We start from the raw sequence: 20138 nt of genomic DNA, 5'->3' as shown, positions 1-20138 counted from the left end.
GAGAAGGGATGATGTCAGATGCCCGTCAGCATCACTCACCGGAAATATTGCGCCAGCAGGTCAGCGCCGTATTACAACGCTTTGAACACCCGACACTGCAACAGGATCTGATTCGGCTGAAAGCTGTCCGCCATGTGGCTTTGCTGGATAATATACTGCATATAGAAATAGTGATGCCCTTTGCCTGGCAGTCAGCATTTGAGGCGTTACAACGCACCGCTCAGCAGCAATTACTGCAGCTGAGCGGTGCACAGGGCATTGAATGGCGACTGAGTTGTGATATTGCCACCCTGAAACGGGTAAAAAATCAGCCCTCCAGCCACGGGGTAAAAAATATTATTGCTGTCAGTTCCGGAAAAGGGGGAGTAGGTAAATCATCCACGGCGATTAATCTGGCACTGGCCTTACAGGCAGAAGGCGCACGGGTCGGTTTGCTGGATGCTGATATTTATGGCCCGTCGGTACCCCTGATGATGGGGACCGAACAACAACGGCCCTCCTCACCGGATGGTAAGCATATGGCACCGGTGATGGCACACGGTCTGGCGACCAATTCAATAGGTTACCTGGTCACGGAAGAAAACGCGATGGTCTGGCGCGGGCCGATGGCCAGTAAAGCGTTGTTGCAATTACTGAATGAAACCCTGTGGCCGGATCTTGATTATCTGATCATCGATATGCCCCCGGGAACCGGTGATATCCAGTTAACACTGGCACAAAATATTCCGGTGACTGCGGCCCTGGTGGTTACCACTCCGCAGGATGTGGCCTTACTGGATGCCCGTAAAGGGGTCGTGATGTTCAACAAAGTTGATGTGCCGGTGCTGGGGATCATCGAGAATATGAGCCAGCATATTTGCAGCAACTGCGGGCACCATGAAGCCATTTTCGGCACCGGCGGCGCAGAAAGGCTGGCTGAAGAGTATGGTATTACTCTGTGCGGGCAAATCCCGCTGCATATTTCGTTACGTGAAGATCTGGATGCCGGGCTGCCGACGGTGACCCGTCAGCCCGACGGTGAGTTTACCCGGCGATATCGGCAGATCGCCGGTGGCATTGCTGCCGGTTTGTACTGGCAGGGTGAGGTTATTCCTGCCGATATCAGCTTCCGCGCCCTGTAAGCGAATGTTGCGTCCGGCACCAGTGGAAAGTCACGGCTGGCGCGGGTAATGCATCAGGATATAGTCACCTTCTTCTCCGCAGCCGGTGGCAATCTCCTGCCAGCCGTGTCGGTGATAAAAACGGCGGGCGCGCTGGTTTACCGCCATACATTTGAGGCTGCCAGTGGCGGTGAATCGCCGGCAGACATCCTGTAATAAGGCTGTGCCAATTCCCTGCTCCTGACAGGACGGGCTGACAAACAGGCTATGTAAAAAATTATCCACTACAGCACAGGATGAAAATCCGGCCCGCTGTTCACCGTCCATGGCAACCCGCACTTTTTCGCCAGTAATTAACCGGTCAAAATCTTCCAGTTGCCAGTCTTCACCTTTCAGCCAGTGCCAGTTTGCACGGCGGCTGGCGAGATATAACGTTCGCAGAAAGGGACGATCAGCCTCATCATAATCACGAATGATGACTGGCGCAGAGTGGCCCATAACAGACTCCCATGGGGTAAATTCAGGTGACCAGTTCAGCACAATGCTGAGCGCGGGGTTAATAGATTTTAGTTATCAAATCGATAATAACAGAGTATTAGCCGCTGCCCGCTAAAGAGGTTACTTTGGCATCCTACTTTTACGGAGGGGCAACTGATGTCAATTATCAACACTAAGATCAAACCGTTTAAAAACAGCGCATTCAAAGAAGGTCAGTTTATCGAACTGACAGAGAAAGATACGGAAGGTAAGTGGAGTGTCTTCTTTTTCTACCCGGCTGATTTTACTTTTGTCTGCCCGACCGAACTGGGTGATGTGGCAGATCACTATGATGAGTTTCGTAAACTGGGTGTCGATATCTACTCTGTCTCCACGGATACCCATTTTACCCACAAAGCATGGCATGGCAGCTCTGAAACTATCGGCAAAATCCGTTATGCGATGATCGGTGACCCGACCGGAGCACTGACGCGTAATTTCGAAATTATGCGTGAAGAACAGGGACTGGCAGATCGTGGCACCTTTATTGTTGACCCGGAAGGGGTCATTCAGGCGATCGAAATTACCGCAGAAGGCATCGGTCGTGATGCATCTGACCTGCTGCGTAAAGTAAAAGCAGCCCAGTATGTGGCAAGCCATCCGGGTGAAGTCTGCCCTGCAAAATGGAAGGAAGGGGAAGCGACACTGTCTCCTTCATTAGATCTGGTCGGTAAAATCTGATCAGTGCGCCAGCCAGGGGTTTGTTTTTTCACGGGTGCTGAGGCACCCGTTTTTCTGCCAGGGAGATCACCATGCTCGATAATACATTAAAACATCAACTCAGCGTTTATCTTGAAAAATTAACCCGTCCGGTAGAGCTGATTGCGACTCTGGATGACAGTAACACCTCCGGCGAAGTGCGGGAATTACTGGAAGAAATTAGCGGGTTATCAGATAAAATCAGTTTGCGGCTGGATGACAGCCTGGCAGTTCGTAAACCCTCTTTTATGATTTCAGCCCCCGGCCAGAACCATGGTCCGCGGTTTGCCGGTTCTCCCCTCGGCCATGAGTTTACTTCGCTGGTACTGGCTCTTTTACAAACCGGCGGTCATCCATCGAAAGAGAGTCAGGCGCTGCTGTCTCAGGTGGCAGCGCTGGATACTGAGCTGAATTTTGAAACCTATTATTCACTGTCCTGCCATAACTGTCCGGATGTGGTACAGGCGCTTAACCTGATGGCGATCCTCAACCCCGGGATCAGCCATACGGCGATAGATGGCGGCGTTTTTCAGCATGAAATAGAACAACGTGAAGTGATGGGGGTGCCTGCGGTATACCTTAATGGTCAGAGCTTCGCCCAGGGGCGCCTGAGTCTGAGTGAGATCGTCAGTAAGGTCGATACCAATGCCGGGAAAAAAGCAGCCGAATCCCTGAATCAGCGTCAGCCCTACGATGTGTTGATCGTTGGCAGCGGTCCGGCTGGTGTGGCAGCGGCTATCTATGCGGCGCGTAAAGGGATCCGTACCGGGTTACTCGGGGAACGTTTTGGCGGGCAGCTATTAGATACGGTAGATATCGAAAACTATATTTCGGTACCCAAAACCGAAGGCAGTCAGCTGGCGGGTGCGTTGCGGCAGCATGTGGCTGATTATCAGATTGATGTTATTGAAGCACAGACTGCCAGCCAGTTGTTACCGTCCGCGGCACCGGGAGGGCTGCATTCAGTAGCCACAGTCTCCGGGGCAACCCTGCAGGCAAAAGCCGTTATCCTGGCAACCGGTGCCCGCTGGCGTAATATGAACGTACCGGGCGAAGAGCAATACCGGACGCGCGGTGTGACCTATTGTCCGCACTGTGACGGCCCTTTATTTAAGGGAAAACGGGTTGCCGTGATCGGCGGAGGAAATTCCGGGGTGGAAGCGGCGATTGATCTGGCAGGGATCACCAGCCATGTCACTTTGCTGGAATTCGCAGCAGAATTGAAAGCCGACCAGGTACTGCAGGAGAAACTGCGCAGCCTGAAAAATGTGGAAGTCATCCTTAATGCACAGACTCTGGAAGTTACCGGTGATGGTAAGCAGGTCACCGGCTTGCAATATCAGCATCGTCAGACGATGGAACAGCAGGGGCTGGCAGTCTCCGGTATTTTTGTGCAGATTGGTTTGCTGCCAAATACCCAGTGGCTGGGTGACTCTGTGGCGCGTAACCGGTTTGGTGAAATTGATATCGATACCAAATGTGCAACCAGCCAGCCGGGTATTTTTGCCGCCGGTGACTGTACGACTGTCCCCTATAAGCAGATTATTGTTGCCAGCGGAGAGGGGGCTAAAGCATCACTGAGCGCCTTTGATTATCTGATCAGAACCTCACCTGTATCTGAATAAGCGTTACCCTGAGCAGGCTATTCTTTATCCGCCAGCCTGCTCACAGTCCGCGGATTTAATATAATCAGCATTATACAATGATGAATTATATATATTAATTACACTTCATATTTCGCACGTTATTAATCATTTCCTTCATTATCAGCCCGCTTAATTAACTGTTTCTGATAACATCTGATATATTTTTTCTTATAATTCATTCTTTTTATTTATCTGTTAAGAATTAATAAATTTAAATTAATTTAAATGTAATATTTTAATTTAAAATATTATATTTGTTAGCACGTTATGCTGATAAGTTATTTAACGGCTGCCGCATAATTTCAGCCACTTTACCGCGGTATTTATTTATTATTTCTGGCAATGGCAGATCGTAAAAACAATGAAAATCAGATATCTGGCCCTGGGGTTATTGGCTATTCCCGGCATATTTACCGAATCTTTTGCAGCCACGCCCCGGGACCTTAGCTCCCTGTATCAGCTTCCGGAATCCAGCCAGATACCGGCGGCAGATAACCGGCTGAATAGTCAGCCCCCGACGCCTCCGGCAATTAAACACTATGATCGCTGGTTCCCGTTGCTTGGCGATAAAGCAGTACAAATGGGATATGAATTACCGGAACCTTTTGGTATCGGTATTAATTATATGAACATTCGCCAGAATATCAGTGTTGACTCGATTAATTTTAGCGGACTTGGCCTGGGAAAACTCAATTTCCCATCCAACCTGTTTAATATAGATGCCAGTAAAACCCGGCAATACAGTAAAACGACGACTCTGCGGCTGGATGCCTGGCTGCTGCCGTTCTGGAACCTGTACGGGATTGTCGGTAAAACCCGTGGTCATTCCATTTCAGCGATTGGCGTTGATTCCGACCCCTCTCAGTTTAAAGGGGACTTTCTGAACCAGCTAATCTCCGGTGTGGTGCACAACATGCATAACGCAGGGCAGTTCGATAATCTGAATTTTGAACTTAAGTTTAAAGGCACCACGTATGGCGTCGGGACAGTGCTGGCCGGAGGGGTCGGTGACTGGTACGGGCTGGTGGACTTTAACTATACCCAGACAAGGTTCGATATTCTCGATGGCAGTATTAATGCCTTTACCTTGTCACCGCGCGTAGGTTACCGCTTTACCACTCCGGGGATCCGTGCGATAGGGCTGGAACCCGGAAAACTGAATGTCTGGGTAGGGACCATGTATCAGGATGTTCAGCAGGAATTTAAAGGCAGTCTTAACGATCTGGCGATGCCGGGTTCATTACAGCAATTAATGGCTCTGGCTAACCGAAATGGTAATGGCCGTTTTGATGTTAAGCAGCATTTGCAGTCCCCCTGGAATGTACTGGCGGGCGCACAGTACAGCATTACCCGGCATTTTAATATTGCCGCAGAACTGGGCTTTGCTCAGCGCAACAGCATTATGGTATCCGGAGAGTATCGTTTCTGATGTTACTGCGGCGGCTGAGTGTGCTGATACTGGCTGTAATTCTCTGGCCCTCAGAGGCAGCCGCCGGAATAATCCCCACCCGACAACAGGTTGACCGCTGGCTGGCTCCCCTCGGGGCTAACCGAACGTTTAATCCGGACCAGGGGATCGACTGGGGAATTATGCCGGGCCCCTTCTATACACCGGAGCTGGGCGCCGGGGTGGGGGCGGTGGTCGCCGGGTTATACCGGCCCGATCCCGATGATCATATCAGTCAGAATTCATCAGTCACATTAAGTGGTTATGCCAGCAGCACCGGCGCATTCGGACTGCAGGTCAATAATTACGGGTTTTATGACCAGGACAAGTGGCGATTCTTTGTACAGGGAGAGCTAAGCGATACCCCGACATGGTACTGGGGAAAAGGGTTTCGCGCTGGCAGTAATAACCGGAATAAACAGCGCTACGTTGCACGGGAAATCAGCATGATGCCGCAGGTGATGCGGCAGATAGCCAGCCGGACTTATTTCGGGCTGGGCTGGTCGCTGAACAACATGCAGGCCGGATCGGTACATGATCCTCAAAAAAACGGGCCTGCCCTGGAAGCCGACGGGCGCGGAGTGTTCAGTAGCGGGCCACTGATTAGCCTGAGCTATGACAGCCGGGACTTTTTACCTAACCCGCATAAAGGTATTTCAGCCAGCCTGCAATATATCCGCTACAGCCCGCAAACCGGCAGCAATACGCGTTTTGATGCATGGACGGCCCATTTTAGCGCTTACCATGAAATTGATAAAAAACGGGTACTGGCCTGGGAGATCAATGGCGCTTTTACCAGCGGCCAGGTGCCGTGGAATATGCTGCCATCACTGGGGGACAGTGATCATTTCCGGGGGTATTACCCGGGACGTTACCGCGAACGTGATGTTATCAGTACCCAGCTTGAATACCGTCAGTCACTTAGCTGGCGAAACGGTATTGTCGGCTGGATTGGCAGCGGCACTATGGCATCACATTTTTCAGCCGCTGCAGGGCAGCGCTGGTTACCGACCATCGGGGCCGGATACCGGTTTGCGTTTAAACCGGGCGTCAATATCCGGCTGGACTACGGAATAGGTAAAAACAGCAGTGCTTTTTATTTTCAGGCAGGAGAAGCTTTTTGAAAGGATGGATTTACGCGCCGCTGTTAGCGGTATTATTCAGCACATCACCCGTATCCGCCCGTATTGAGATCGGCAGTGATTTTTCCCATATTCCTCAGCAGCAGGCCGCAGAAGCCTGGCCGGTCAGCGTGCCGCTGTCACCGCCTGATGGTCTGCGGCCTTGCTGTGCTTTTGGTTACCGGTTGAAAACGCAACTGCTGGGCGTACCGGTACCTTTTTACCGGATTAATAATGTCGCTGAAACAGATAACCTCGGCAGACATAACTATAACGACAGTCACTGGAATTCATTACTGGCGCTTAGCGGGCTGGGAAAAGAGCATAACGGTATTGTTTATACTCTGCGTGGCGGGTTTATTGATACTGCTCATATTCGTGACAGTGCGGATATGACTTTCTGGTTATTCAGCCAGCTATACCCAAGACTGGGCACCGCCTTTACCCTTTCTCCCGGTGAGGAAGAGCTGGCAAAACGACAAGTGGTTTTCAGGGCATTTACCCCACCGAAGGATCCGGCACAGGCCTATACACTGGCCGTATGGATCGCGGCGACAATTGCCTATGATATTGCAGCCTGGCATGAAGTTGCTCAGTGGTATGGTTTCGAATCAATTCCCGGTTTTTCTGAGGGGATTTCAGCCTTCTCGCCGGAAGATCTCTACTCAAATATGGTCGGGGCCAGGCTGGCGGCGACGTTATTGCTGACCGGACACGGTTACAGTAAACGTGGTTTTAATCTGGCGATGACGACAATACTGCCACAGGCGTTACACCGTCTCGGCGCGGTCAGTGCCAGCCAGACACGTTTTCATTTTGATATGGTCGATAAATTGTGGTGGGACAGCAGCAAAGCGGTACCGGAAAAGTTCCTGTTGCTGAAACGTAATTATCTGACCGGCAATGACAGGGTACCGACCCCGGTCCCGGGAGAACCGGAAGCCAGTCTGCCCCTGACATTTCCTGCCAGCTATGCCGGTGAGCAAATTAACTCTCTGGCCGAATTACGATTGCTGCCCGGTAAATCGATGGTCAGGCTTCCTGCACCGGAAACATTTTACCGCTGGCAGGATTTTCCTGCGCTGGCAGAGGCGGCACAGAAAAGTGATCAGCGACAGTTGCAAAAAAATAGCGTCGGGAAGCGCTGAACGTCAGCCAGCATCGGCCGGTTATTAAGACGGATTGCAGCTAAAGTCACCCTGCGGTCAGCCCTGCATCTGAAACTGCTATTCGTGAAATGGTCAGAAAAGCCAGCCGGTGGTAACTGTAAAAAATAAGAACGCTCTCCGCCCGCCAGCGGGGCGGAGAGCTAAGCAGAAAGCGGCAATAATTATTTCAGTAATCTGACCTTGCAGTTCTTACCTTTGATTTTCAGCTGTTGTAGCTGACGAAACATCTTACTGGCCGCTGCTTTACGAATAGCCACATAAGCATGCATCGCTGACATATCAATTTTACCGACATCATCGGCTGTCAGTCCGGCATCCCCGGTCAGAGCGCCAAGAATGTCACCGGGGCGTATTTTGGCTTTACGGCCACCGTCGATACAGAGTGTTACCTTGTCGGCCTCCAGTGATACTCCGGCAGTAACGGTGAGGTCACCGGCTGACAACCACTGTGGTTTCAGGTCGATATAATCTTCCAGTGCGTTAGCCCGCGTGATCTCTGCCGGGGCGACCAGACTCACGGCCAGACCTTTGCCACCTGCACGGGCGGTACGGCCTATCCGGTGTACGTGAACTTCCGGGTCGAAAGAAAGTTCATAGTTTACGACCATCGGCAGATCTTTAATATCCAGTCCGCGGGCAGCCACATCCGTAGCGACCAGTACCCGGCAGCTATGGTTAGCAAAACGTATCAGCACCTGATCACGGTCACGCTGTTCTAAATCACCGTGCAGCGCGGCCACACTGATCCCTTGTTCCGTCAGAGCCTCACAGACTTGCTGGCAGTCGCGTTTGGTATTACAGAAAACGACGCAGGAAGAAGGCTGATGGTGGCCGAGTAACGTTTTCAGCAGTGACAGTTTTCCGCCGCGTGAGGCTTCATAAAATTGTTGTTCAATATCCGGAAGTACCGACACATCACCGGTCGTAATACTGACCGGTGAACGCTGGATCCGTGCACTGATAGTTTCAATGCCCTGCGGGTAGGTGGCGGAAAACAGCAGTGTCTGACGTTTGACCGGCAGATAGCCGATAATATCATCAATCGCTTCACTGAATCCCATGTCAAGCATACGGTCAGCTTCATCGAGCACCAGTACGTGCAGTCCCTGAACCAGTAAACTCTGCTTGCGCAGATGTTCCTGAAGACGTCCCGGCGTACCCACCACAATGTGAGGAGCATGGGCCAGAGATGCCAGCTGATGACCCATCGGCTGACCACCGCACAGGGTCAGAATTTTAATATTCGGAATGTAGCGTGCCAGACGGCGCAGTTCTTTGGTGACCTGATCCGCCAGTTCACGGGTCGGGCATAACACCATTGCCTGAGTGGTAAACTGCGAAGCATCTATTTTCTGTAACAGGCCGATGCCGAAGGCGGCTGTTTTTCCGCTCCCGGTCTTTGCCTGCGCACGGACATCATGGCCCTGTAAAATAACCGGTAACGCCTCAGCCTGTACCGGCGTCATAGCCGAATAACCGAGTTCGGTAAGGTTTTCGAGCTGCGCAGCGGGCAGCGACAGAGATGCAAATGATTGGGTCACAGGGTGTACTCTACTCAGACAATTATCAGGGGACGCAGGACTGCCGGGGCTGCGCAGTGATGCAAACAGTACCGTCAGGCTGGATATATAAGCAGACATAATAGCAGAGATCCGCCTGCTTCGGCAGAGCTAAAATAATTTCGCCGCGACGGAATTATAGTTGTGACTTGCGCAGCGGCAGAGAGTTGCCTTACCCTGTACGACGTATGATGACTCGGGGTGCCGGTTATGGCTGAGAAACACCCGTTGAACCTGAACCGGATAATGCCGGCGGAGGGAAGTCTGATACTGCTGTATGCGGTATCCGTTTCCTGATGCCCGTCAGGAGCGTTGAAATGTCAGTGGTTTATTCTTCTTTTTCTGCCCGTGAAGCTTCCGCCTCACGGCATCTCTATGGGGTGACCCCGCCGCTGGTGCATTGTATGACCAACCAGGTGGTACAGTCACTGACCGCCAATATATTGCTTGCCAGCTCAGCGTCTCCGGCCATGGTCATTGATCTGCAGGAAGCGCCGGTGATGGCGGCGCATGCGTCAGCACTACTGATTAATGTCGGTACCCTGACCCGCGAGGCAATCCCCGCGATGCAGGCCGCTGTGGAGTCCGCCAACCGCGCCGCAGTTCCCTGGACACTGGACCCGGTCGCGATGGGAGTATTACCACTGCGCAGCGATTTTTGCCGGCAGTTGCTGGATTTTTCTCCGGCGGTGATCCGCGGCAACGGTTCTGAAGTTCTGGCACTGGCGGGGGCCGGAAAAGGCGGGCGGGGGATGGACAGCAAGGATGATTCATGCCGGGCAGTGAGCGCGGCGGTACAGCTGGCGGCAGATCAGAACTGTATTGTGGTGGTATCAGGGGCGACTGACTATGTTACCGATGGTCATCTTGTCCTGACGCTGACAGGAGGGTCCCCGTTAATGACGGCCGTGACCGGTACTGGCTGCGGGTTATCAGCCCTGGTGGCAGCATTCAGCACGTTGCCCGGCAACCGGTTATATCATGTGGCGACAGCCTGCTGGCTGATGTCACAGGCTGCTGAACAGGCAGCACAACAGTCCCGCGGGCCCGGCAGTTTTTCAATCGCGTTAATCGATGCTCTCTGGCAGCTATGCCAGACCCATCGACAGGAGGGACAAGACAATGCGGCGAATTAATGCATTAACTATTGCCGGAACGGATCCCAGCGGTGGGGCGGGTATTCAGGCTGATTTAAAAACCTTTTCTGCGCTGGGCGCCTACGGTACCAGTGTGATTACTGCCCTGGTCGCCCAGAATACCTGTGGGGTACGTTCAGTCCGGGCGGTGGCGGCGGATTTTGTGCGCGAACAACTTGCCGCAGTGATGGACGATATTCGTATCGATACCCTGAAACTGGGTATGCTGCATAACGCAGAGATTATCCGTGCTATGGCTGATGATTTGAGTCACTGCACGGTTCCCTGGCGGGTACTGGATACGGTTATGCTGGCCAAAAGCGGCGATCCTCTGCTGGATCCTCAGGCTGTGAGTCTGTTGCGGGATAAACTGTTACCCCGGATGTCGCTGATCACCCCGAATCTCCCGGAAGCTGCTGCCTTGCTGGGATGCCGTGAAGCAGTCAGCGAGCAGGAAATGCTGTTGCAGGCGCAAAAGTTACTGGAAACCGGATGCCAGGCCGTTTTAATCAAAGGCGGGCATCTGGGCGGAGAAGAAAGTCCGGACTGGCTGGTCAGTGACGGTTTTCAGAAACGTTTTACCACCCTGCGGATTAACACCCGTCATACCCACGGTACCGGATGCAGTTTATCGGCGGCGCTCTGTGCACTACGGCCCCGTTATCCGGACTGGGCGGCAACCGTGGATGCGGCTAAGCAGTGGCTGTGCGGGGCGATAGAAATGGCCGATACATTACAGGCAGGTAAAGGTAACGGCCCGGTACATCATTTTTATCGCTGGTGGTGATCACGCTTGTTGCCGGTGGCTCAGCAGCGGGCACTCTTCCGGCAGCCTGCAGCGCACTGCCTGTGGCAGTAGTTCCATCCGGAAGTGCTCGCCACTCAGGGGTTCACCGTCAAGGTTAAATGTCATCGGGTGACGGGCTTTAATCTCCAGTGAACGACAACGGGCGCTGGTTATGGCGGGGTTATCGCTATTCCCCGTCAGGTTATGGACAATGCCCGGCAGCCATTGCTGCGCCGTAACGATGCTGATATCCATCAGACCATCGTTGATAAATGCGGAAGGGCACAAACGCTGCCCGCCCCCAGCCTGACGGCCGTTACCGATACCGATCACCAGGGCATCGCCCTGCCAGTGAAAGGTTTCGCTGATAATTTCACAGTGATCTGCTTTCAGGGTGTCCATACGCAGCAAGCCATGTATCACATAAGATACACCGCCGAGTGCGGCTTTCAGTTTATCCGGGGTTTCGGTGGTGATTCTGGTGCCGAAGCCACCGGTCGCCATATTGATAAAATAACGCTGCCGGTTGACGGTCACGATATCAACTGCCGATACAGTTCCACTGACAGCCAGTTGTAATGCCGGTGCCATCTGTTCAGGGATACCAGCGCTGCGGGCAAAGTCATTCGCTGTGCCCAGAGGCAGGATACCGAGAACCGGACGCTGTGCCGGTGGCAGTTGTGCCAGGCAACTGACCAGTTGATTAATGGTGCCGTCACCGCCTCCGGCAATCACCGTATCTGCCTGCAGGCTAAGGGCTTCCTGCAGATAGCGTTGTGTATCTCCCGCCTCCCAGGTGACCCGTACCTCGATCTGATACCCGCCGGCCCGCAGATCTATGACTGCCTGACGTAACTGCTCATTAGCGGCACTCTTTCCGTTAAGGATCACAACAGCTTTGCTGGTGGAATTCATGAATTTTTTCCCGGCACTGTAAACAGACTACCGGAATTTATAACATAAAAGCGCGGCAGGCTTCACTGGCGACAGGCTGAAAAAAAGAAACCCGCCGGGGGGACCTGGCGGGTAAATAAGGTGGATTCTGAGGTAATCAGACAGTCTTTATCCTTTTTTATAATGGGGCTATTTTAGCCGCAGGCTCAGCAGATAACTGTGATCTGATTCTAAATAGCGAAAAGTTATGCCTGTACTGCGTGGCTGTGTGGTGCCTGAGTTGTCGACCCTTCCGGCAGATTTCGCAGTAACAGAGCGTAGTCGAGGCTGATATCCTGTGGTACCAACAGCCATACCTTATGGCCATCTCCCGGGGCGACCGCAGCGGGTTGCCGTTTGGCTGTTTGCATTTCCTGCAGAGTGAAAGTCAGGTTACCGGCAGGTGTCATGATTTCTAAACAGTCGTGCAGCAGAAATTTATTTTTTACCGCAACTTCCGCATAGTCACCCTGGCGCTGGCCGGTGAATTCACCGACAAATTGCTGCCGGTCAGAGACAGAATATCCCTGCTGATAATTCTGGTAACTGTCATGGGTATGGCGGCGCAGAAAACCCTCGGTATAACCGCGGTGTGCCAGCCCTTCCAGTGTCTGTAACAAACTGGTATCAAAAGGCTTGCCTGCCGCAGCATCATCAATCGCCCGGCGATATACCTGTGCGGTGCGGGCACAATAATAAAACGATTTGGTGCGGCCCTCGATTTTCAGCGAATGAACGCCCAACTGACTCAAACGTTCGACATGGGCCACGGCTCGCAGATCTTTTGAATTCATAATATAAGTGCCGTGTTCATCTTCAAAAGCACTCATCGGCTCCTGCGGCCGCATTTTTTCGGTGATAAGGAAAACTTTGTCGGTGACTGGTCCGCTGCCAAGAGTCGGTTCAGCCTGTTTAACCGGAATCGGCGGGTATTTTTCGACGATATTACCGTTCAGATCCTCTTTACCTTCTTCCATCCGGTAATCCCAGCGGCAGGCATTGGTACAGGTTCCCTGATTAGGATCGCGTTTGTTCAGATATCCGGATAACAGGCAACGACCCGAATAGGCCATACATAACGCGCCATGGACGAAAACTTCCAGTTCCATTTCCGGTACCTGAGCGCGAATTTCGCCGATTTCTTCGAGAGATAACTCACGGGATAAAATAACCCGGCTAAGCCCCATCTGCTGCCAGAAACGAACCGTAGCCCAGTTAACAGCATTGGCCTGTACTGACAGATGGATAGCGATGTCGGGAAAGGCTTCACGCACCAGCATAATCAGCCCGGGATCGGACATAATCAGTGCATCCGGCTGCATATCCACCACCGGTTGCAGATCACGGATAAAGGTTTTCAGCTTAGCGTTGTGCGGCGCAATGTTGACGACCACATAAAACTTTTTACCGAGGGCATGAGCTTCCTGAATACCCTGCCGGAGATTCTCATGGCTGAATTCATTGTTGCGAACCCGCAGACTGTAACGTGGCTGACCGGCATAGACAGCATCTGCACCGTAGGCAAATGCATAGCGCATATTTTTCAGGGTACCGGCGGGGGAAAGCAGTTCAGGCTTGGACATGGTCATTCTCGTTTTCTGATATCAGGTCAGGACACTCAGTGAGTGTTATCCGGGACGAAAAAATTCGACCCTACAAAAAGAAGGGGAATTGTAGAGGGGGACGCTAACGATGTAAATCACTTCGTGGCAGGATGACGCGGATCAGTGAAGCCGGCTTTTGTCGGCATCCCAGCGATAACCGATACCATAAACAGCACGGATAAAAGTCTGGTCGCTGTCCAGATTTTCCAGCTTACGCCGCAGATTTTTAATATGACTGTCGATAGTCCGGTCGGTAACCACACGATAGTCATCGTACAGCAGGTTGAGCAATTGTTCGCGGGTAAAAACTTTACCCGGTTCCTGTGACAAGGTTTTCAGTAAGCGGAATTCGGCAGGTGTCAGCTCCAGGGGCTGATTTTCCCAGCTGGCCTGAAAACGTCCCGTATCAATCAGCAGCCCCGCAGGCCGGGTATACTGTGCTTCACGGCTTACCAGACAACGCCGCAGAATTATTTTCACCCGCGCCACCACCTCCCGCGGGCTGAACGGCTTACATACATAGTCATCGGCACCAATTTCAAGGCCCAGCAGGCGATCGATTTCCTCACTGCGTGCTGTCAGCATAATGACCGGCAGATCTGAAAACTGACGGAGTTCACGACAAATACTCAGCCCGTCTTTGCCCGGCAGCATCAGGTCAAGGATCATTAAATCGGGTTGCAGCATTTTTAGCTGGTAAATCGCCTCGTCACCACGGTGAATTACAGTGGTGCGGTAACCGGCAGCCTGCAAATAATCCACCAGCAGTTGTGCCAGCTTTGGCTCATCTTCAACGATCATAATATGTGCTGTCTGTAACTGCCCGGTCATAACGGTCGTCCGCCTGAAGTGAAAGGTAATATCACCCTGATAGTAACACCTCCGGTGAGCGAGTGCTGGCTGCTGATTGATCCCTGGTGCGCTTCGGCAATCGCCCGGCAAATAGCCAGCCCCAGACCGGAGCCGCCGCTGGCACGATTGCGGGAATCTTCTGCCCGGTAAAAACGGTCAAAAATATGCTGCTGTTGCTCTGTAGTCAGGCCCGGGGCACTGTCAGAAAACTGCAACAGCCAGTCATTTTCTTGCGCTGTCAGGCGAATCTCCAGGCTGCCGGGAGACCGGGTATAGCGCAGGCTGTTTTCCAGCAAATTGTGGCACAACTGGTTCAGTCTGTTGATATCACCATGGAACGGTACCTCCGGAGGGCACTGGCACTCCAGAGACAGGCCTGCGGCGGTAAAGCGCGGGCGGAACGTTTCTGTAAGACTGGTCAGCAATTCGCTCAGGTCACAGTCCATCATCTGGTAACGCAATGCACCGGCATCGGAGAGAGCCAGCTGGTGGAGATCATCGACCATTTTCTTCAGGATCATGACTTCACTCTGCAGGGATTGTATCGCCTCCGGGGTTAGCTTGCGGACACCATCCTGAATCGCTTCCAGTTCTCCCTGCAATATCGCCAGCGGCGTGCGCAGTTCATGAGAAATGTCAGCCATAAAGGCGCGGCGATTGGTTTCGGTTTTCTCCAGTGATTCGGCCAACTGATTAAAATCACGGGCCAGTTGCCCCAGTTCATCACCGGTGGTGACCTCCACCCGGGTGTTCAGCTGGCCTGCCGCCAGCTGGTGTGTGCCATTGACCAGACGTTTCACGGGGGCCAGTAAGCCCCTGGCCAGCAGCCAGGCAACAATTGCTGCCAGCAGGGTAATTAAACCGACGATGCTCCAGCTGGCTCTTTTCTGTTGCTGGTCAAAGCTGATATCAGTACTGCGGGTCAGTTGTTCCGGAGGTGAACCTAATACCCAGCCGACAATTGTTCCCTGACTGGTAGTGACAGGATGCTCCACCCGTTCGGCGGGGATTTTCTCACGGGGCCCCAGCAGCACCCGACAGTGACTGTCAACGATCCAGAAGGGCGTCCGCCAGCCGGGTTGCGGGTAATTACTCTGTTGCTGGTTCTGTTCCAGGGAATGAAGCAGAGTGTAAATCATGCGGTTATTATTCCGCATAAAGTCCCAGTTGCCGTGCTGTTCATATTGTTCTGCCAGCGCCTCACTGAGCAGGTTCAGCCGCTGTTCATTACTTTCGCGGATATAATCGACAAAGCCGTGTTCAAAGCTGATCCTGACCGCCCAGTGCATGGTGACCAGTACCAGTAAACAGGTGGCAAATAGAGTGATGAATAGCTTACTGCCGATAGTAAAGGGCCAGCGGTATTTCATAATGGCTTACCTGATTTTTTTAACTGGCTGTTACGGCTGAGGCCGGCAGGGATAAACCAGAACACGGCGACAGGCAGCCACAGGAAAATACCGATAGCTACCCACAGATAACTAAAGGTACTGAGCATCGCAGCCTTGTCAGTGACCTGGCCGCCGCTGAAGGCTGCCAGCAGTAATCCGGCCAGGCTGACCCCGGTACTCATCGACAGTTGCATCACCATCGACAACAGACTGTTACCGGAGGATGCCAGCGTATCGGGTAATTCTTTCAGGGTCAGGGTATTCATGGTGGTAAAACGTATCGAGTTGACACCGCCGAGCAGGAACAGCAGTAACGGTAATCCGCCCTGCAGGTTGAATTTTATCAGTAATGGCAGCAGCAGGACGATCGTACCCAGCAACAGGGTCGCGCCGGTCAGGGCGTTACGGTAGCCAGCCCGGTTTACCAGCCGTACTACCACGCGTTTTATCAGCATACTGCCGACGACCATCGGAATCATCATCAGCCCGGCATGAAAAGGGCTGTAACCCAGTGCCAGTTGTAAGAAGAGTGGCATTACAAAGGGCAGCATACCACTGCCGGTACGGGCCAGCATACTGCCAATCAGTCCTGTCCGGTAGACCCTGTTTTTGAATAAATCGAGGCTGAACAACGCATTATCCCGGTGACGGGCATAACAGGGATACCACAGCAGACAACCGATGCCGCAACTGAGCAACAGCCACGGCCATACCCCCTGTCGCGTGATTGTCCATTGATGGCTCTCCAGAGCCAGCGTCAGGGTTGCCATCGGAATTGCCAGCAGCAGAAATCCCCCGAAGTCGAAACGGCGGGGTGGCAAACGGTAATTGGGCAGTAATTTCAGGGTGGCGATAATGCCGATAATACCGACCGGCAGATTGATCAGAAAAATCCAGTGCCAGCTGGCATATTCGACCAGTATCCCCCCCAGCGTCGGGCCAGCCAGCGGCCCCAACTGGCCGGGTAAGGTGACAAATGTCATTGCCGCCATATATTGGGCCCGCGGAACAATTTTCATCACCGTCAGCCTGCCCACCGGAACCATCATTGCTCCGCCGATGCCCTGCAGGATCCGTGACAGAATTAGCTGGTCGGTGTTTGCAGATAAGGCACAACACAGGGAGCCCAGGGTAAACAAACTAATCGCTCCGCAAAATACGTTACGCACCCCACAGCGGTCAGATAACCAGCCACTCAGGGGCAACATCACGGCGACCGTAAGTACATAACAGACAATCACCATATGCATATTCAACGGACTGGTGCCCAGAGCTTTGGCCATTGATGGCAACGCCGTATTTACAATTGTGGTGTCCAGTGACTGCATAAAAAAACCGACAGCGACAATCCATAACTGCCAGCGTACCGATACGGGGTGTGGCGGGGCATCGGCGTGGGCGGTTTTATTCATTCGTCTGTTTCCTGTGACAGAGCCTGGCGTCTTCTGAGTTTATCCATTATCAGGAACAGCTCCGGGGGGGGGACAGAGGGTGAGTAACTGACTGATAATCAGCCCCCCGGCGGTTGCCGTCATTCTTCCCTATTTCCGTCACTGAGCGCCAGAAGTAATGTACTAAACAGTGATGGCAGGGGGTAAGTGTTAAAGCAGTTATCATCACTGATTAATTTATAGAGGCTGACAGGGATTTTAATGTGAGTAACCTCTGAATTAAGCGTTTACTTAGTCAGTCGCATTCCGTTATTGCCGGGTAAGAACAATCATCCGCAGATTACCGGTCGGGATGTGTTTTCTGTGAAAGCCGTAGCTTGATAAAATCTATAAATTTCTGTGTCTTCGCCGGAATCAGGCGTGTTTCGGTAAGTGCGTATACGGGCTGTGGTATGCTGTGCCACTCAGGCAGTATAGGTATGATTTTCCCGGAAGTCAGCTCGTCAGACACGACTTCTTCGGGGACCAGCATGATCCCCTGTCCCAGAACGACAAGACGCTTAATCATCCCCACATTATTCAAAGAAAATCGACCGCTGACAGGGACTGTTTCTTTTTTTGTCGGTGAACAAAGAGTCCAGGTACGGGTTTTCAGCATTCCGAGACACTCATGATGCTGAAGATCCGCGGGGGATTCGGGCATACCTGAACGCTGAATATATTCAGGAGATGTATATAATTTTGCTGTCAGTGTGGCGATACGTCTTGCAATAAGTAACGAATTTTCAGGTTCTCCCATACGTATCGCAATATCTGAGGGGTCACTGATAAGATCAGCTTTTCGCGGGGTCAGATCAAAGTCAAATGTTATACCCGGATACAGTTCAGCAAACTCAGTAACCAGTGGCGCGAGATAAATAATAGCGAAGTCAACAGGTAAGGAAACTCTCAGGATACCGCTGGGTTTTGCTAAAATGCTGCCTAATTGTTCATGGGCAAGCTGTGCCTCATTCACAATCCGTTTACACCGGTCAAAATAAACTTGTCCTGCCTCTGTTAATTCGATCTTCCGCGTAGTTCTGTTAAGCAATCTTAACCCTGTCGATTTTTCGAGTACACTTATGCGGCGGGATAGCGTTGAGCCTGGAACACCTGTAATTTCTGCAGCTTTCCTGAACCCTTTTGCTTTCACCACTTCGACAAAAAGCGCCATATCACTTAGGTAATTTTTCATAGTCATTAAACCAATACTGAATAAACATTCTTATCAGGGTGTCCGCTCTTTTAAAAAGAGTAGTTGAACAGTAACCTATAATCAGCTAATCAGTTACGCTTTGCTGATTACGGGATTCTATTTTATCAATTACTGTAATACCATGATAAAAACACATACTATACCTGCCACAGTCACAGCCAGATAAAAATCTGTACAGGAAAAAATCGTTGCCTGCTGTTTTATCGCTGCAGATATCTATAAAAAGACCAGACTATGTGCCTGACCAGTCGGTGAATGTTTCTCATCAACGGTACGGACGCGTTTTCAGACGTGCTGAGCATAGGAACATACAGTTTCATCATACTGAACTTCAGGGAGTGTACGCAGAGCCGTCGTTACCATAACCAGTATAATGAAGACACCATGCTACAGCGAGGCCGGGAGAATGTGGCTGGCAATGTTTGTTAATGGCGTTAATCGGAACCCCTGTTATCCGTAGGTTGAAAGTGAGATAAAGCAGATATTGCCGGAAAGATACCTGCCACTTACGTTTAACCAGTTCTCAGGGAGTAATATATAATCACAGGGCCGGGACACGATTACCCATCGGGCCAGGGTAACCGTGCTTTCTTCTCTGTTTGCATATCGCCAGATGTTTTATCTCACTGACTCAGCAATAAACTCCTGATAGGTTTTAAGTTTTCTGTTCAGAATGCTTTCAACATTACTTACAGTATCAGCGGCAGGTTTCATACCCCCTGTCTGGAAACTGCGGAACATAATTTTCATATCTCTCGCCAGGGTCTCATTAGCAAACTGCAACATCATATTTTCCAGAGCATCTAAATCATCTCCCGCATAGCTGACAGATGTTCCTAAAACAGAGCTCCAGACTGCGGCAGCTTTTTCACCTGTAATCAGGTCAGGGCCGGTGATTTCGATAGTTTTTAAAGGCAATGGCTGCTCAGAATGCTCACGCTGTATGATTTCCAATGCAGCAACTTCTGCAATATCTCTTGCATCAACCATCGCGACTCCCTGGTTGCCTACAGGCATTGGATAAGCATTATAGTGTTTAATTGCCTCCTGCAGCATTGAGTCATTCTGATAAAAATAGGCTGGCTGAAGGATTGTCGCATGAAGACCACTTTCTTTAATGGCCTTTTCTACAGTGTATTTAGAGGTAAAATGCGGGACATTAATAAAATGTTCGCGGTTAAACACTGAGAAATAGACAATATTTTTAACACCGGCCTCAACCGCAAGATCGAGGGTGATAAGTGCCTGAGTCAGTTCATCCGGAACAACTGCATTTAACAGGAATAAGGTATCAACTCCCTGTAGTGCTTTTTTCATATCAGACACTGAAGTCATATCGCCGGTGACGGTTGTCACCGTTTCCGGGAAAAGGCCTTCTTTTTTAGTTCTCATCAATGCCCGAACATTAATACCCTGCTCAGCCAGTTTATTTACAATAACTTTACCAATTGTTCCGGTGCTTCCTGTAACTAAAACAGTCATATTAGCCTCTTTGATTTTATATATACGCC

Annotated in this window: 17 protein-coding genes and 1 riboswitch; of the genes, 8 read left to right on the top strand and 9 right to left on the bottom strand. The window is 51.6% G+C overall.

The window, feature by feature from the left end; all coding sequences use genetic code 11:
• The first annotated feature begins 11 nt into the window (after window positions 1–11).
• The gene (gene apbC / locus JK211_RS02850) at window positions 12–1121 is read left to right on the top strand and encodes an iron-sulfur cluster carrier protein ApbC (RefSeq protein ID WP_212707274.1); all 1110 of its coding nucleotides are present in this window, start codon (window positions 12–14) and stop codon (window positions 1119–1121) included.
• A 30-nt stretch (window positions 1122–1151) separates the two neighbouring features.
• Here apbC and JK211_RS02845 read toward each other — a convergent pair whose 3' ends face one another.
• Window positions 1152–1598 (bottom strand): GNAT family N-acetyltransferase, encoded by a 447-nt coding sequence (locus JK211_RS02845; protein WP_212707164.1) that lies wholly within the window; start codon window positions 1596–1598, stop codon window positions 1152–1154.
• A gap of 156 nt (window positions 1599–1754) precedes the next feature.
• Here JK211_RS02845 and ahpC point away from each other — a divergent pair, with 156 nt between their 5' ends.
• The 5 genes from ahpC (at window position 1755) to JK211_RS02820 (ending at window position 7698) form a co-directional block, all read left to right on the top strand.
• Window positions 1755–2318, top strand: a complete 564-nt coding sequence (gene ahpC, locus JK211_RS02840; RefSeq protein WP_212707163.1) for an alkyl hydroperoxide reductase subunit C — start codon at window positions 1755–1757, stop codon at window positions 2316–2318.
• Between the two features lie 71 nt (window positions 2319–2389).
• Entirely contained in the window at window positions 2390–3961 is a 1572-nt protein-coding gene (ahpF, locus tag JK211_RS02835) for an alkyl hydroperoxide reductase subunit F (RefSeq protein ID WP_212707162.1), read from the top strand.
• A 382-nt stretch (window positions 3962–4343) separates the two neighbouring features.
• Window positions 4344–5411 carry a hypothetical protein gene (locus tag JK211_RS02830; protein WP_212707161.1) on the top strand — a complete coding sequence of 356 codons (1068 nt, stop codon included), beginning with the start codon at window positions 4344–4346 and terminating at the stop codon, window positions 5409–5411.
• 5 nt (window positions 5412–5416) lie between these two features.
• Complete coding sequence (locus JK211_RS02825; protein WP_249212990.1) at window positions 5417–6553, top strand: BamA/TamA family outer membrane protein; 1137 nt, start codon at window positions 5417–5419, stop codon at window positions 6551–6553.
• Window positions 6550–7698, top strand: coding sequence for a DUF4056 domain-containing protein (locus tag JK211_RS02820; RefSeq protein ID WP_212707159.1), 1149 nt, complete (start codon window positions 6550–6552; stop codon window positions 7696–7698). Before JK211_RS02825 ends, JK211_RS02820 begins: the two co-directional genes overlap by 4 nt.
• Before the next feature lie 182 nt (window positions 7699–7880).
• Here JK211_RS02820 and dbpA read toward each other — a convergent pair whose 3' ends face one another.
• Window positions 7881–9359 (bottom strand): ATP-dependent RNA helicase DbpA, encoded by a 1479-nt coding sequence (gene dbpA, locus JK211_RS02815; RefSeq protein ID WP_212707158.1) that lies wholly within the window; start codon window positions 9357–9359, stop codon window positions 7881–7883.
• A gap of 106 nt (window positions 9360–9465) precedes the next feature.
• Window positions 9466–9556: riboswitch (TPP riboswitch) on the top strand.
• A gap of 39 nt (window positions 9557–9595) precedes the next feature.
• Here dbpA and thiM point away from each other — a divergent pair.
• Window positions 9596–10414, top strand: coding sequence for a hydroxyethylthiazole kinase (thiM, locus tag JK211_RS02810; protein ID WP_212707157.1), 819 nt, complete (start codon window positions 9596–9598; stop codon window positions 10412–10414).
• Window positions 10401–11201, top strand: a complete 801-nt coding sequence (gene thiD / locus JK211_RS02805; protein WP_212707156.1) for a bifunctional hydroxymethylpyrimidine kinase/phosphomethylpyrimidine kinase — start codon at window positions 10401–10403, stop codon at window positions 11199–11201. The genes thiM and thiD overlap by 14 nt, the downstream gene beginning before the upstream one ends.
• Here thiD and yegS read toward each other — a convergent pair whose 3' ends face one another.
• The 7 genes from yegS to JK211_RS02770 form a co-directional block, all read right to left on the bottom strand.
• Complete coding sequence (yegS, locus tag JK211_RS02800; RefSeq protein WP_212707155.1) at window positions 11202–12116, bottom strand: lipid kinase YegS; 915 nt, start codon at window positions 12114–12116, stop codon at window positions 11202–11204.
• A gap of 224 nt (window positions 12117–12340) precedes the next feature.
• A complete protein-coding gene (yegQ, locus tag JK211_RS02795) occupies window positions 12341–13717 on the bottom strand; it encodes a tRNA 5-hydroxyuridine modification protein YegQ (protein WP_212707273.1) in 1377 nt (458 codons plus the stop codon).
• 141 nt (window positions 13718–13858) lie between these two features.
• Window positions 13859–14569, bottom strand: a complete 711-nt coding sequence (baeR, locus tag JK211_RS02790; RefSeq protein WP_212707154.1) for a two-component system response regulator BaeR — start codon at window positions 14567–14569, stop codon at window positions 13859–13861.
• The gene (gene baeS, locus JK211_RS02785; RefSeq protein ID WP_212707153.1) at window positions 14566–15960 is read right to left on the bottom strand and encodes a two-component system sensor histidine kinase BaeS; all 1395 of its coding nucleotides are present in this window, start codon (window positions 15958–15960) and stop codon (window positions 14566–14568) included. The genes baeR and baeS overlap by 4 nt, the downstream gene beginning before the upstream one ends.
• A complete protein-coding gene (gene mdtD / locus JK211_RS02780) occupies window positions 15957–17393 on the bottom strand; it encodes a multidrug transporter subunit MdtD (RefSeq protein WP_212707152.1) in 1437 nt (478 codons plus the stop codon). Before mdtD ends, baeS begins: the two co-directional genes overlap by 4 nt.
• Before the next feature lie 319 nt (window positions 17394–17712).
• Entirely contained in the window at window positions 17713–18612 is a 900-nt protein-coding gene (locus JK211_RS02775) for a LysR family transcriptional regulator (RefSeq protein ID WP_249213165.1), read from the bottom strand.
• Between the two features lie 633 nt (window positions 18613–19245).
• Window positions 19246–20109, bottom strand: coding sequence for an SDR family oxidoreductase (locus JK211_RS02770; RefSeq protein ID WP_212707151.1), 864 nt, complete (start codon window positions 20107–20109; stop codon window positions 19246–19248).
• Between the last annotated feature and the right edge of the window lie 29 nt (window positions 20110–20138).

It is taken from the genome of Tatumella sp. JGM130 (genome assembly GCF_018257525.1).
Taxonomy (GTDB): domain Bacteria; phylum Pseudomonadota; class Gammaproteobacteria; order Enterobacterales; family Enterobacteriaceae; genus Tatumella; species Tatumella punctata.
This window is presented reverse-complemented; position numbering and strand designations above follow the sequence as displayed.